The sequence below is a fragment of the Myroides phaeus genome, assembly GCF_009799805.1.
Classification (GTDB): Bacteria; Bacteroidota; Bacteroidia; order Flavobacteriales; family Flavobacteriaceae; genus Flavobacterium; species Flavobacterium phaeum_A.
Map to the genome: position 1 here is coordinate 375,062 of NZ_CP047050.1, position 15,909 is coordinate 390,970.

The window sequence follows — 15,909 nt, forward strand, 5'->3', positions numbered from 1 at the left end:
GCTTAGAAAGTTGCCCTCTCCCTGAATTTAATCAGGGAGAGATACACATAAGCTTACGGGTTATTAGTACTACTCGACTTTGACATTACTGTCTTTACATCTATAGCCTATCAACGTGGTCATCTTCCACGACCCTTTAAAGAAATCTCATCTTGTGGTGGGTTTCGCACTTATATGCTTTCAGCGCTTATCCCTTCCCAACGTAGCTACTCTGCGATGCCCCTGGCGAGACAACAGATGCACTAGAGGTTGGTCCAAATCGGTCCTCTCGTACTAGAATCAGATCCACTCAAATTTCTAACGCCCACAGTAGATAGAGACCGAACTGTCTCACGACGTTCTGAACCCAGCTCGCGTGCCACTTTAATGGGCGAACAGCCCAACCCTTGGGACCTTCTCCAGCCCCAGGATGTGACGAGCCGACATCGAGGTGCCAAACCCCCCCGTCGATATGAGCTCTTGGGGGAGATCAGCCTGTTATCCCCGGCGTACCTTTTATCCTTTGAGCGATGGCCCTTCCATGCGGAACCACCGGATCACTATGCTCTACTTTCGTACCTGATCGACTTGTTTGTCTCTCAGTCAAGCTCCCTTATACCATTGCACTCTACGCACGGTTACCAAGCGTGCTGAGGGAACCTTTAGAAGCCTCCGTTACTCTTTTGGAGGCGACCACCCCAGTCAAACTACCCACCAAGCAATGTCCTTCCTTACGGAAGTTAGATCTCAAATAAGCAAAGGGTGGTATTTCAACAATGACTCCACAACGCCTAGCGACGCCACTTCAAAGTCTCCCACCTATCCTACACATCACTTATCCAAGAACAATACTAAGCTATAGTAAAGGTGCACAGGGTCTTTTCGTCCCACTGCGGGTAATCGGCATCTTCACCGATACTACAATTTCACCGAGCTCATGGCTGAGACAGTGTCCAGATCGTTACACCATTCGTGCAGGTCGGAACTTACCCGACAAGGAATTTCGCTACCTTAGGACCGTTATAGTTACGGCCGCCGTTTACTGGGGCTTCAATTCAATGCTTCTCAACAATTACTCACCGATAACATCTCCTCTTAACCTTCCAGCACCGGGCAGGTGTCAGGCCCTATACTTCATCTTACGATTTTGCAGAGCCCTGTGTTTTTGATAAACAGTCGCCTGGACCTTTTCACTGCGGCCAGCTTGCGCTGGCGACCTTTCTCCCGAAGTTACAGGTCTATTTTGCCTAGTTCCTTAGCCATGAATCTCTCGAGCGCCTTAGGATACTCTCCTCGACTACCTGTGTCGGTTTACGGTACGGGTACTTATAACCTAAGTTTAGAAGCTTTTCTTGACAGCCCTTAGGCACACTATCTCTTCGTCCGTAGACTCCGAGTACTATCGCATTTCTCCAAGTCCGACGCATTTTACTATCAGACCTATAGGTACGTGCTTCAACGAACTATTCCGTCAGTTCGCGGTGCTTTCATCACTGTGTCACTCCATCACTGTTATAAGTAGTACGGGAATATTAACCCGTTGGCCATCGACGTCCCCCTTCGGGTGTGCCTTAGGTCCCGACTAACCCTCAGCTGATTAGCATAGCTGAGGAAACCTTAGTCTTACGGCGTGCGGGTTTCTCGCCCGCATTATCGTTACTTATGCCTACATTTTCTTTTCTAAAAGGTCCAGCAATTCTCACAAATCACCTTCAACCCCGTTAGAATGCTCCCCTACCACTCACGCATTAAGCGTAAATCCATAGCTTCGGTAGTATACTTATGCCCGATTATTATCCATGCTCGATCGCTCGACTAGTGAGCTGTTACGCACTCTTTAAATGAATGGCTGCTTCCAAGCCAACATCCTAGCTGTCTGGGCAATCAAACCGCGTTTTTTCAACTTAGCATACATTTGGGGACCTTAGCTGATGGTCTGGGTTCTTTCCCTCTCGGACATGGACCTTAGCACCCATGCCCTCACTGATAATTATCATTACTTAGCATTCGGAGTTTGTCAGGAATTGGTAGGCGGTGAAGCCCCCGCATCCAATCAGTAGCTCTACCTCTAAGTAACTATCGATTATCGCTGCACCTAAATGCATTTCGGGGAGTACGAGCTATTTCCGAGTTTGATTGGCCTTTCACCCCTACCCACAGGTCATCCGAAAACTTTTCAGCGTTAAACGGTTCGGTCCTCCATTTAGTGTTACCTAAACTTCAACCTGCCCATGGGTAGATCACACGGTTTCGCGTCTACCACTACTGACTAAAGCGCCCTATTAAGACTCGCTTTCGCTACGGATCCAGACCTGAAGTCCTTATCCTTGCCAGCAACGGTAACTCGTAGGCTCATTATGCAAAAGGCACGCCGTCACCCAACGAATGGGCTCCGACCGCTTGTAGGCGTATGGTTTCAGGATCTATTTCACTCCGTTATTCACGGTTCTTTTCACCTTTCCCTCACGGTACTGGTTCACTATCGGTCTCTCAGGAGTATTTAGCCTTGGCGGATGGTCCCGCCGGATTCAATCAAGGTTTCACGTGCCCCGACCTACTCAGGATACCACTATTCTTATCTTCTCTTACTTGTACGGGACTATCACCCTCTTTGGTTTACCTTTCCAGGTAATTCTAATTAAATCCGCAAGAAATATCGTGGTCCTACAACCCCAATATTGCCGTAACAACATTGGTTTGGGCTATTCCGCGTTCGCTCGCCACTACTTGCGGAATCACTTTTGTTTTCTTCTCCTCTGCCTACTTAGATGTTTCAGTTCAGCAGGTTCGCCTCCTATTAGGATAATATGTCTTCAACATACTGGGTTGCCCCATTCGGATATCTACGGATCAAGTCGTGTGTGCCGATCCCCGTAGCTTTTCGCAGCTTATCACGTCCTTCTTCGCCTCTGAGAGCCTAGGCATTCCCCATACGCCCTTATTTTGCTTATGTGCTTACAATTCTTTCGAATCGTACTTTCTATAAATTTTATTATTTTTGATTCTTTTCTAACTGTATTAGTTAAGTATCTCAATATGTCAATGATCGTTGTGGCAATCATAACTGATAAGTATATCAGCTTTGACTTATGCCGTTGTGGAGAATATCGGAGTCGAACCGATGACCTCCTGCGTGCAAGGCAGGCGCTCTAGCCAGCTGAGCTAATCCCCCATAGATATAGATATTTGTGTTATCTGCTTCCATTGGGTTGTGGATAACGCAACCTCTATAATTTCCTTTTAAACCCTTAATGTATTAGTAGTCCCGGGCAGACTCGAACTGCCGACCCCTACATTATCAGTGTAGTACTCTAACCAGCTGAGCTACGAGACTCTGTATACTTAAGTGTTGTATTTTGAACTAACAGCGAGAGTAAAGTATTAATTACTAATTTTTTCTCTAGAAAGGAGGTGTTCCAGCCGCACCTTCCGGTACGGCTACCTTGTTACGACTTAGCCCTAGTTACCAGTTTTACCCTAGGCAGCTCCTTGCGGTCACCGACTTCAGGTACCCCCAGCTTCCATGGCTTGACGGGCGGTGTGTACAAGGCCCGGGAACGTATTCACCGGATCATGGCTGATATCCGATTACTAGCGATTCCAGCTTCATGGAGTCGAGTTGCAGACTCCAATCCGAACTGTGATCAGCTTTTGAGATTCGCATCCTGTCGCCAGGTAGCTGCTTTCTGTACTGACCATTGTAGCACGTGTGTAGCCCAGGACGTAAGGGCCGTGATGATTTGACGTCATCCCCACCTTCCTCACGGTTTGCACCGGCAGTCTTGCTAGAGTTCCCGACATTACTCGCTGGTAACTAACAATAGGGGTTGCGCTCGTTATAGGACTTAACCTGACACCTCACGGCACGAGCTGACGACAACCATGCAGCACCTTGTAAATTGTCCGAAGAAAAGTCTGTTTCCAAACCTGTCAATCTACATTTAAGCCCTGGTAAGGTTCCTCGCGTATCATCGAATTAAACCACATGCTCCACCGCTTGTGCGGGCCCCCGTCAATTCCTTTGAGTTTCATTCTTGCGAACGTACTCCCCAGGTGGGATACTTATCACTTTCGCTTAGCCACTCAGTCCGAAAACCGAACAGCTAGTATCCATCGTTTACGGCGTGGACTACCAGGGTATCTAATCCTGTTCGCTCCCCACGCTTTCGTTCATCAGCGTCAATAAGTACGTAGTAACCTGCCTTCGCAATTGGTATTCCATGTAATATCTAAGCATTTCACCGCTACACTACATATTCTAGTTACTTCCATACTATTCAAGTCAAACAGTATCAATGGCCGGGTCTTAGTTAAGCTAAGAAATTTCACCACTGACTTATCCAACCGCCTACGAACCCTTTAAACCCAATAATTCCGGATAACGCTCGGATCCTCCGTATTACCGCGGCTGCTGGCACGGAGTTAGCCGATCCTTATTCTTACAGTACCGTCAAATCACTACACGTAGCGAGGTTTCTTCCTGTACAAAAGCAGTTTACAATCCATAGGACCGTCATCCTGCACGCGGCATGGCTGGTTCAGAGTTGCCTCCATTGACCAATATTCCTCACTGCTGCCTCCCGTAGGAGTCTGGTCCGTGTCTCAGTACCAGTGTGGGGGATCTCCCTCTCAGGACCCCTAATCATCGTTGCCTTGGTATGCCGTTACCACACCAACTAGCTAATGATACGCATGCCCATCTTCTACCGATAAATCTTTATTAATCAAATGATGCCATCCAATTAAACCATGGAGCATTAATCCGAATTTCTTCGGGCTATTCCCCTGTAGAAGGTAGGTTGCATACGCGTTACTCACCCGTGCGCCGGTCTCTATTAAGCAAGCTCAATATACCCCTCGACTTGCATGTGTTAGGCCTGCCGCTAGCGTTCATCCTGAGCCAGGATCAAACTCTTCATCGTATATTTTTAATTTCGTTAATTAGCAAGTTAATTCAAATGTAAACATCTGCCTTACTCTCTTAATTTTTGCTGTCAATCCAATATGTCTATGAACGTGTCTTCTTAGTTTTAATCTCACTTGTGTTTCAAAGCGAGTGCAAAAGTAAATAACTTTTTTGATTTAGCAAAACTTTTTTGAAATAAATTTCAATTTGTTTTTTGTCGCTAAACCACCGTATTTACTGAAGCGGACTGCAAAGATACAACCTTATTTTTTACTTATCCAAATTTAATTTCTTATTTTTTTCAAAGCGAAATAACGTTACTTTTCTATCTTTACTCCTTCACTATTTGTGTATGATCGTCTGCTGTAATGCGGATGCAAAAGTAGCATCTTTTTCGCTATTTCCAAACTTCAAAACACATTTTTTGAAAGGTTTTTTATAACCTATTGTTATGTTGCTTCTTACCTCTGAAAGTTTTTTTCTTTTTTGTTTTTATTGGTTCAAATAGCTCTGACTTCTTTAGTAAAGTTATTCCTCATTATATATATGCATTCTTATTACTCTCCTTATATATAGTACAAAGTTACCTATATTACTTCTACAGGTATTATAAAGCGGTTATTTTGATATCATTTGATATCATTTGCTATCAAATGACATCATATGCACTATAAACGCTGTCCCACTTTTTTCTATATTTAATATAACATACTGATTTTCAAAATAATTACATTATCTTAAATGAAGATTGTTCGGAGATACACCAGAGATAAGTCGGAGATACCTCGCCTAAAGGCCTTTTTCGCGAACCATCTACGGCTTATCTACGAGCTATCTACGACTAAGCACCACACCAAACTATTATAAAACAGTCTGAAACCCAATATTTACAAGCTATTCAGAGTGTAAATCTTGTAAAAAAGCTCTTATTAGAACTTCGTAAAAACCTTTTTCACTACTAATACTCACCATACTATTAGCTATTTGTACTACTTACCATCACAAAACCAAGCAAGAGATCCCGTACTAACGCCAAACAAAAAAGCCACTTAACGCAAGTGTTAAGTGGCTTTTTTGTTTTTATATTATATAATATCGTTTCAAAAAATTCTAAATATAATTTATAATTCTTCAAATGACTCCAATACTTTCCTCATAGAATTTTGTTCTTTTACTTTTCCATTAACAGGAACCCAGGTATATACTTGATAATATTTTCCTGTACCCTCAACTAAAGCAATATCATAATAAATATCATTCTCGACCAATCTTACATTAAAAGAAAGAAATACAAACTTATTGTTTTTTATAGTTGAATTTTGAATAATGGGCTTACCAATTATACTAAATTTCTTATCAATTTGGTTCAAAAAAATATCCGCATATCCTTCTAAACTATCCGAATAACTTTCCTTAAAAGCAGATGATGCTATTAACTTTGTTAGATTAGACTTAGGCTCTTCAATTACCATTACACATACACCATTAATAGTATTCATATATTGTAATGATGCTTCAGAGTTCAAACCTTCAACTCTTTTTAAATAATTTGGTAACTCTATAGAGTACTCATTATTAAAATCAACAACCTTAACATCTACTTTATCACTACAATTCAAAAAAAAAGTGGCAATAAAAATTAATCCTCCTATTCTCGTAAACAAACTCATATTTATACTATCAACAAAAATTTTATTTTCTACACTTCTTCATTACCTCAGAAAATAATTCTAAGCTAATTATTTTTTCTTGTTCATCATAGATAGGTGATGTAATCATTAATTCATCCACCTCTAAGATGTCACAAAAACGTTGAACATCCTCGCTTATATCTTCAGGAGTTCCTATAAAAGAACAAGCCGTCATATTATATACTGCCTCTTCTTCTTCAGCAGTCCAAACCCCACTCATAGTTTCACAAGGTTCTTGCATTGGCTTTCTATCATTCCTAATAATCCCTAAAAACATTTTATAAAAAGACGTAGCTAAGAATTGTGCTTTTTCAGACGTTTTTGCAACAATAGCATTTACACAAGCAACAAAATAAGGTTCTTGCAATTGAGAAGATGGCTTAAAATATCTCTTATAAATCCTACTCGCTTGTTGAAGTTGATGAGGAGCGAAATGACTTGCGAAAACATAAGGTAATCCAAGCTCTGCCGCTAAATATGCGCTTTCAGTACTTGAGCCTAATATCCATAAAGGAACATTAGCCCCCTCACCTGGAAAAGCACGAACTTTACATTGCTTATCTGTATTGCTAAAATAATTCTTCAACTCCTCAATTTGATTAGGAAATGAATCCGCTATTTGAACATCATTTCTTCTTAATGCCTTGGCGGTAAGTTGATCTGTTCCAGGAGCACGTCCTAATCCTAAATCAATACGACCAGGATACAATGCATCTAAAGTTCCAAATTGTTCAGCAATAACTAAAGACGAATGATTAGGCAACATAATTCCACCTGACCCCACCTTTATTTTAGACGTGCCACTTGCTACAAATCCTATTAGAACTGATGTAGCAGAAGAAGCTATATTAGCCATATTATGATGTTCTGCCATCCAAAATCTACTATAGTTTAAATTCTCAGCACATTGAGCCAACCTTAAAACACTATGTAAAGTTTGAGTTATACTTTTTCCCTCTCCTACAATTGCAAGATCTAAAAAAGAATAAGGTATTTTATTAGATTTATCTCCCATAACATTCATTTATAATTTCACACAAAATACAAGTTACTTATTTTTATTTTAAAAAATGAATAACGTACACATACCATTCTAAACAAAAAAATCACTCCATCAAAGAAGTGATTTTGTATAACTATCTAATATCAATTGTACAATTAGACAAATCATCAATAATAGCAAGTGATTCTACTCTCACTCCCTTCTCCTCTAATAGCTTTCTGCCATCTTGAAAAGCTTTTTCAATTATAAATCCCATTCCTACAAGATTTGCTCCAGATTGCTCTATTAGATCTAAAACTCCGATTGCAGCATTACCATAAGCTAAAAAATCATCTACAAAAAGAACATTATCCCCAGGCTTTAAAAAGTCTCCACTGATAACAACATCATAAGTTCTATCTTTTGTAAAAGAATGAATCTGTGTATGCAACATATTTTCCATAGTCGCTGGTTTTTTCTTTTTAGCAAAAACCACAGGTAGATTCAATAAATACCCAGTCATAATAGCAGGAGCAATACCACTTGCTTCAATCGTCATAATCTTATTAACATTACTCGAAGCAAAACGACGGACAAATTCTACACCGATTGACTTCATCAAAACAGGGTCCATTTGATGATTAATAAAGCTATCTACTTTTAAAATACCTCCTTCAAAACATTTACCATCTTGAAGAATACGTTGACGTAATAATTCCATTTTTTTGTTGTGTTGTATGTTTTCGATTTAGCATATCAATATACACTAAATTTATTAGTCTGCGAATTTACCATAATCTAACAAACAAGCAATGCAAAACAGATAATAGAATATCTTATAAAAAATACTATGCTGAAATTTAGCAATAAATACACTCCTAATACTTCATTATACTATAAAACACTTTTAATATAATACTTACATATATCAAAAAACCCCAAGTGCGACAAACTTGGGGTTCTTCTAACAAAAATAAACTAACAACTCAATAAACAACAAATACATTAGCATTTGGCAATTTAATTGAATCACATACATAAAGTGCGACAACATTTCTCTATGTAATATCTTCTCTAATATAATAAGCTATATTCAAACTTAGGATAACCACGTTCCCCTTTCTCATTCATAAAACCAAGCATCCTCATTTTATAAAAGTTTCCTTTCGAATCCCTTATAACATAAAAAACATCTCTATTTAAAACCTTAGCATTTGCAACATCTCTCCAACTACCACCAATAGTGGTTAAATCTGAAGATAAATTACTTTCGACAATATCTTGTTTAGCAAACTGTTTATAAAATTTCTTATCACCTTTAGGAATATCAACTTTATATGCTTTAACTCCTGCATAACGATTAATAACTATGAAATCCGAAAAACCATAAGACCCTTTTGGAGTACCATTTTGATCTACTGTATTTGTAAAAACAGTAAAGTTTAAATCCCACTTCTTTTTAGAAGGCTCAACATTTACAACCTTTAGGTCTTTTAAACTAAAAAATTGAAAATTAAAAGCTTCTTTTTTAGAAATAACTACTTCCTTATGCGTTAGGTCACTCAAATTTGCATACTGCAATAAATAACCATCGTTTCTTTTCAAAATACGAATTTTCATCCAACCTCTTTCATCACCAGTAATATTAACAGAGCCAGGTGCTACATTTCCAGTACCAGGAAGAAATCCTAAATTTAAGAGATAAACGTTATTCTCTACATCATTATCACTTACTTTGTTTATTGCAGTAAAATCTAAACTACCCGAAGTATGATCAATATAAGCAGTATTTGCAGCATCAAAAGTTCCTATTTGAACCTGTTTTTTCATTTCACTAACATGACCTTCATTCACTTTATCAATATCATTAAAAGCTAACTTACCAGCTGCCATATAAACAGCTCCATTTATCTTAACCACATCCTCTTTACCAGAATAAAAAGCTAAGTCCCAAGAATCACGTTTAATTGGATAAGTAGCTTTACCTCCTAAGTCCACATATACTTGAAATGGCTGACTTGGTCCACCAATAGCAGGACTCAAAATCCCTCCTAATGCAGCATCAAAACTAATAGCCATTACATCGTATCCTTGAATAAATGAATTAGCCCCCTTATAATTAATTCTTTCTATTTGAAATTGGATGGTCATATCTTGACGTCTCCATGGAAATTCAATATTCTTAAACGTGAATTCAGCTCCTCTATCGCCTTTTACAAAAGGTATAATTAAAACTTCATCTGAAACAGCAGGTAAAGTTTCGAAATCAACTCCATATTCAGCATTAATTGCTTTCACTCGAATCTCTACACTTCCACTTTCAACAGCAACATCAGAAAATATTAATGAAATATTTTTTGTACTCTTTATATCTAAATACGAAATAGACTGTTCTGCAAACGCTACAATAAAATCTCTGCTTTCATTATTACCATTTTTTGAATCCTTTTCGCAAGAAGCAAAAAAACACGTTATCAATAATAATATACTTATTTTAATAAAATTCTTCATTTTCTTTTTCTTCTAAAAACCTAAATCATATTGTAATTTCATAAAAACACTCGTTCCGTATCCTAAAGGAATTGTCGTAACTCCACCATCATGAGCTGTTCCTGCACTTGTTGTTGATTTCAAATATTTTACATCAAATAAATTCCTTATCCCTACAGTTAACATTAACTTTTTATCTAAAAAAGGTTGTCTTGCGGTTAAATCAAGCATTGAATAACTCTCTTGTTTTCCCTTAATATAATATTCTCCAAAAATATCACTCTCCTTTTTATACTTATACTCCTCGCCATTATACTTATAATAAACCGAGAAAACAGATCCTGTTTTAGGTAATCTATAACTAATATTAGCAGTAACTTCAGGTGTATATAAAAACTTATCTACATCTTGAGGAGCATTAAATATTTCTTGAGCAGTACCTGACATAGTAAAACCAAGTCCAAAGTCAAACTGCTTATAACTTAATTGATTCAAAATAGTAAAACCAATATTTCTAAAACGATCAACATTATCATACTCAAATCTCAATCCATCTGGACTAACAATCTCAATCAAATCTATTTTATCTTGAACAGTAAGATATCGACCAGTTAAACTCGTTGTAGCATTAAAATCGTCAGAAAGATTATACTCTTTCTTTAGATTTACAAAAAGAGTTTTTCCTTTCTCAGGACTAAGGTTGGGATTACCTTGTAAGTCGTGATTAACATCTACAAAGTAAGTATAAAGTTCTTCATAATTAGGTAATCTTGGAGAAGTACCTACAGTTGCACGTAATTCATAATCCTTATTAAACACATACTTCATTACTAAACTAAAAGCATGTTGACTTTCAAAAACATTAGAGGTCATTAAACGATATCCAGGTCTCACCATAAATTTAGGAGTAACTGTAATTTCAGAAGAGGCATAAAAATCATAACTTCCCAAAGTTTTCTTTTTAGGTTTCTCTCCTAATAACTCAGTCATACTTGAATACCCTTTATTATTTAAAATTTCATAACCTACTTGAAACTTTGCTTTTTCCCATTTAATAAAATCACTAAAAGTTCCTCTTGAAAACCAAACTTCCTTACTTTCATTTTTAAAAGACTCTCTATCAAACTTTTCGTCATACTTAATACGGTAACGATAAGTATCTATGTTCCTTTCTTGTTTTTGATAAGAAAAAGAAAGGTCAAAAAACATTAAATCTCCCATTGTTCCAGAAGTATTTAATACGTTAGACCAACGTTTAGTATTTGTAATTTTATCTTTAGCTGTTGGATCAATAGTTTCAAAAATGGGATCTTCATTGAATTCATATAAATGAGAATAATTTTTCATACGCTCATCGAAATATTCAAACTTATAAAAAACTCGATATTTACCCTTATGATAATTCAATAATCCTTTAACATTATTCTGATTTTTAGGTAACCAATCATGTCCTCTTTTATCAACATCTCCATAATAATTTTGTCCTTCTCTATCGTTATACCAACCTTTAAAATCATTATGAGTATAACTTATACTTGCATATACATTATCATTAATATTATGTCCTATAGTAATACCTTGGATATGTTTACCTTTATTCTTGAGATTATATTCCTTTCCAACTGTTTCCTCTTGAACAAAAGTTTTTACATTCCAATCATGAATACTATTTTTCTTAGTTATAATATTGATGATTCCTGTAACAGCATTCGCTCCATAATCAACCCCCATTGCACCTTCTACAATTTCAATTTGCGCAACATCATCCAGGTTTATCTGAGTCAAATCTGTATTATTTCCAAATCCTTCATCACTAATCATAGGCACATTATCAATTAATATTGTAAAATATTGTGCGTCTAATCCAAACATTTTCACAGATGAACGTCCTGTACCTCCGTTAGGCAATATAGAGATATTCATTACCTGATTTAAAGCATCAGCTAAAGTTACAGCTCCTAAATTTTCAATTCTTTGCCTATTTAAAATAGTAACATTATTAACAGCTTTATTTATTGATTGTGGATTATATTGACCTGAAATAACAATTTCTTCTAATTTTTGATCTGGTGAAGCAATAGTATCATTTACTTGTGCTCTTGCCCCTACACTAAAAACTGAATAAAGTCCAAGTGCAATTATTAACTTACGCTTCATTAATATTTTCTTATTATTTATTAAGATAAATTCTCAATTGCAAATATAAGAAATATTATTATTTAAAATGAGTTTAAATAATAATATTTAAAATAAAAAAACGGAGCTTAAAAGCTCCGTTTCAATTATATAACATTACATTAATTCTGTGGTAAAAAAACTTCTGCCATCATACAGCGAGCACTTCCTCCTCCACAAGCTTCAATTGTATCTAAAGGACTATGTAAAATTTCACAATGTTTTTCTATACTTTTAACTTGTACTGGTGTTAAACTATTAAAAGCTTGAGTAGACATTACTAAATATTTCTTGTCATTAGCTCCTTTAACTTGTAACATATTACCCGCAAAGTTATTCACTTGATCTTCAGTAATTGCTATTACTTCTTTACCTGACGTTTTTAAATTATTTAAAACAATCTTTTTCTCTTGTTTATCATCAATACAGTCCAAGCAAATAACAGCAAATGTTTCAGCTAAACACATCATAACATTTGTATGATAGATATGTTTTCTCTCACCATTTACATTTTGAAATGCTTCAAAAATCACAGGGTCCATTTCAAAGTCTTCGCAAAACTCTATTACTAAACCTTCATCTGCACGAGGAGATAATGCACAATATGTTTTTTCATTTACACGATCAAGTAACAAACTGCCTGTTCCTTCTAAAAACAAATCATCTTCCTCAGCTGATGTATAATCCCATACATCATTTATAACAAAGCCCTGTTCTTCTAATGCATCAAGAATATCTTCTCTGCGTTCCCCTCTTCTATTTTCAGCAAACATAGGGTATAAAACTATCTCTCCAGATTCATGAAATGAAATCCAATTATTAGGAAAAATACTATCAGGAGTATCAGGATCAACTGTATCCTCAACAACAATAACATTCACACCTACAGCTCTAAGTTTTTCAACAAACGCATCAAACTCAATTTGAGCTTTTGCGTTAACTGTTGCAGGTGTTAGATTATCTAAAACTTTTTGATAATAATTATTCACAGCAGTTTGCTCATTCATTCTAAAAGCAACTGGGCGAATCATTAATATATTATTTGTAGTTTGACTCATATCTTTTTATATTATTAATCACGTATCAAAGGTAAAGTAGAACATCTTAATAATCCCTCTTGCTTAGCAATTTCTGCATAAGGAATTTCTTCTACAATAAAATTATGATTTCTTAACCAATCATTTAAACGTTTAAAGTTTCTTTCAGAAACAACAACATCTGGAGCTATCGAAAATACATTAGAAAACATATGATACATTTCTTCTCTTTCGATATGAAACAAATTATCATAACCAAAAAGATCAACTAAATATTGATATTCCTTTTCATCATAAAAGCCACCTTTATATATTATAGCTTTATCTTTTCCAACTGGTTGAAAACAACAATCTAAATGTAAAGCATTATCTCTTGGTTCAACTTTAGACTTAACCAAGTCAAAGCTCTTCACAATTTTATTAGGAAATAGTTCTTTTATAAAGTTTACACCAGCTTCATTAGTCCTTGCAGTAATATAATCTTTATAATCTGGACGTTTATAAGAACCGATAAAAATATGATCATCCCATAACATTACATCACCACCCTCGAAATGAACTTCGTCTGGTGCGGATATAATATCATTATCATTAATTTTATCTAAAACGTAATGTATAGCTTCGAGCTCACGATCTCTATCAGGAAGTATATTAGCCTTAATGAATTTATCTTCAATAACAAAACCAATATCGCGAGTAAAAATTTGATTGTAATCCTCAATTATCTCAGGTCTAAAAACCTGAACATCATATTTCTTAAATACATTATTAAAAGCATCCATTTCAGTTACCATATCAGCTTCTACAGGATAAGTCCCTGCTTTAATATGTTCTAATGATTTTGGATCATACGCTTCTTCAATCGTAGGTGTGGGTCCGATACTGTTAGCAGTACCAAGGACCACAGCCCGCAAACGAGCAGTTTCATTGGTTACATGTAGTTTTAACATAATAGTCATTTTCCACAAATATAACAAAAAAGGGCTCCGAATAATCAAGACAATAAATAATGTCGCAAATAAATAAAGCCACTAAAAAGTGGCTTTATAATTTACATAGCAAAAAGCTAATTATTTTCTTTCATCAATTGGAACAAAACTTCTTAAAGCTTCCCCTACATATAATTGACGAGGTCTTCCAATTGGTTCTTTATTAATTCTCATTTCTTTCCATTGAGCAATCCAACCAGGTAAACGTCCAATAGCGAACATTACAGTAAACATTTCAGTTGGAATACCTAATGCTCTATAAATAATTCCTGAATAGAAATCAACATTAGGATATAAGTGTCTTTCTACGAAATAAGGATCTTTTAATGCAGCTTCTTCTAATTTTTTAGCAATCTCTAAAACTGGATCATCAACACCTAACTTACTAAGAACTTCATCTGCTGCCTTCTTAATAATACGAGCTCTTGGATCAAAGTTTTTATAAACTCTATGTCCGAATCCCATTAATCTAAAAGCATCATCTTTATCTTTAGCTTTTGCAATATATTTATCCACATCACCACCATCATTTTGAATAGCTTCTAACATTTCAAGAACTGCTTGGTTAGCACCACCGTGTAATGGTCCCCATAAAGCAGAAACTCCAGCAGAAACAGAAGCAAAAAGACCTGCGTGAGAAGATCCTACTATTCTTACTGTAGACGTAGAACAGTTTTGCTCATGATCAGCATGCAAAATAAATAATTTATCTATTGCATTTTTAATTACAGGATCAATTTCGTACGGTTGAGTTGGTAAAGCAAACATCAAACGTAAAAAGTTATCTACATAACTTTTAGTATTATCATAATAATTTAAAGGATAACCTTTAGCTTTTCTATGAGTCCATGTTGCAATAACCAAAAACTTACTCATAGTTTTACATACTGCATCATATAAATCTTTCTCACATTCAGCATTTACAACCTTTGGATTAAAAGCAGTTAAAGCACTTGTCAAAGAAGCTAAAACCCCCATAGGGTGTGCAGTTTTAGGAAATCCGTCAATGATATTTTTCATTTCTTCATTAACTAAAGAATGTCTTCTAATATCATTTTCAAATTTCTCGATTTGCTCTTTAGTAGGTAATTCACCAAAGATAATTAAATATGCTACTTCTAAAAAGTTTGATTTACCAGCTAAATCTTCAATCGAGTATCCTCTATACCTTAAAATTCCTTTTTCACCATCAAGAAAAGTAATTGCACTTTTACAAGACCCAGAATTCTTATAACCTGGATCATAAGTGATAGCCCCTGTTAATGCACGTAATTTAAGGATATCAATTGCTACTTCATCTTCTGTACCAACTAACACTGGAAACTCGTGTCTTTGACCATCAACTTCTATATAAGCTGTTTTAGACATATTGTTATTATTTTATTTTTTCATTACTAAATTAAATCTTTGCTATTTATTAAAAAACCAAAGAAATTCAGAAGGAAAGATACGACTTATTATGCATACATACAAGTTTAAACACAACCTAAACACATAGAATTATACTTAAAAATTAAGCTTTGACATTGAACGACATCATATCGAAATTTAACCTAAAGTATATTTCATTTTTCGCAATAAAAATCTTAAAAAACAAAACAATCAAAAACCTAAAAAAATAGAAAAATGAAAGCTTTTATAGCTCACCTAAGTTTCATAA

Annotated in this window: 8 protein-coding genes, 2 tRNA genes and 2 rRNA genes; all 12 read right to left on the reverse strand. The window is 35.8% G+C overall.

The window, feature by feature from the left end:
- Positions 1 to 43: 43 nt before the first annotated feature.
- Positions 44 to 2,932, reverse strand: a 23S ribosomal RNA gene (locus GQS07_RS01740).
- Between the two features lie 145 nt (positions 2,933 to 3,077).
- Positions 3,078 to 3,151, reverse strand: a tRNA-Ala gene (locus GQS07_RS01745).
- A gap of 88 nt (positions 3,152 to 3,239) precedes the next feature.
- Positions 3,240 to 3,313, reverse strand: a tRNA-Ile gene (locus tag GQS07_RS01750).
- Between the two features lie 70 nt (positions 3,314 to 3,383).
- A 16S ribosomal RNA gene (locus GQS07_RS01755) occupies positions 3,384 to 4,901 on the reverse strand.
- Together the 16S and 23S rRNA genes with 2 tRNA genes alongside form the textbook arrangement of a ribosomal RNA operon.
- Before the next feature lie 1,105 nt (positions 4,902 to 6,006).
- A complete protein-coding gene (locus GQS07_RS01760) occupies positions 6,007 to 6,555 on the reverse strand; it encodes a hypothetical protein (RefSeq protein ID WP_158209372.1) in 549 nt (182 codons plus the stop codon).
- Positions 6,556 to 6,577: 22 nt separating this feature from the next.
- Positions 6,578 to 7,591: an LLM class flavin-dependent oxidoreductase gene (locus GQS07_RS01765; RefSeq protein ID WP_158209373.1), complete on the reverse strand. Its 1,014-nt coding sequence runs from the start codon at positions 7,589 to 7,591 to the stop codon at positions 6,578 to 6,580.
- A 121-nt stretch (positions 7,592 to 7,712) separates the two neighbouring features.
- The gene (xpt, locus tag GQS07_RS01770; protein WP_158209374.1) at positions 7,713 to 8,279 is read right to left on the reverse strand and encodes a xanthine phosphoribosyltransferase; all 567 of its coding nucleotides are present in this window, start codon (positions 8,277 to 8,279) and stop codon (positions 7,713 to 7,715) included.
- A gap of 353 nt (positions 8,280 to 8,632) precedes the next feature.
- Positions 8,633 to 10,069, reverse strand: a complete 1,437-nt coding sequence (locus GQS07_RS01775; RefSeq protein WP_158209375.1) for an HmuY family protein — start codon at positions 10,067 to 10,069, stop codon at positions 8,633 to 8,635.
- 12 nt (positions 10,070 to 10,081) lie between these two features.
- On the reverse strand, positions 10,082 to 12,205 hold the full coding sequence (locus GQS07_RS01780; protein WP_158209376.1) for a TonB-dependent receptor plug domain-containing protein: 2,124 nt from the start codon (positions 12,203 to 12,205) through the stop codon (positions 10,082 to 10,084).
- Between the two features lie 140 nt (positions 12,206 to 12,345).
- On the reverse strand, positions 12,346 to 13,281 hold the full coding sequence (gene ctlX, locus GQS07_RS01785; protein WP_158209377.1) for a citrulline utilization hydrolase CtlX: 936 nt from the start codon (positions 13,279 to 13,281) through the stop codon (positions 12,346 to 12,348).
- Between the two features lie 14 nt (positions 13,282 to 13,295).
- A complete protein-coding gene (locus GQS07_RS01790; RefSeq protein ID WP_158209378.1) occupies positions 13,296 to 14,210 on the reverse strand; it encodes a dimethylarginine dimethylaminohydrolase family protein in 915 nt (304 codons plus the stop codon).
- Between the two features lie 120 nt (positions 14,211 to 14,330).
- Positions 14,331 to 15,617: a citrate synthase gene (locus GQS07_RS01795; RefSeq protein ID WP_158209379.1), complete on the reverse strand. Its 1,287-nt coding sequence runs from the start codon at positions 15,615 to 15,617 to the stop codon at positions 14,331 to 14,333.
- Between the last annotated feature and the right edge of the window lie 292 nt (positions 15,618 to 15,909).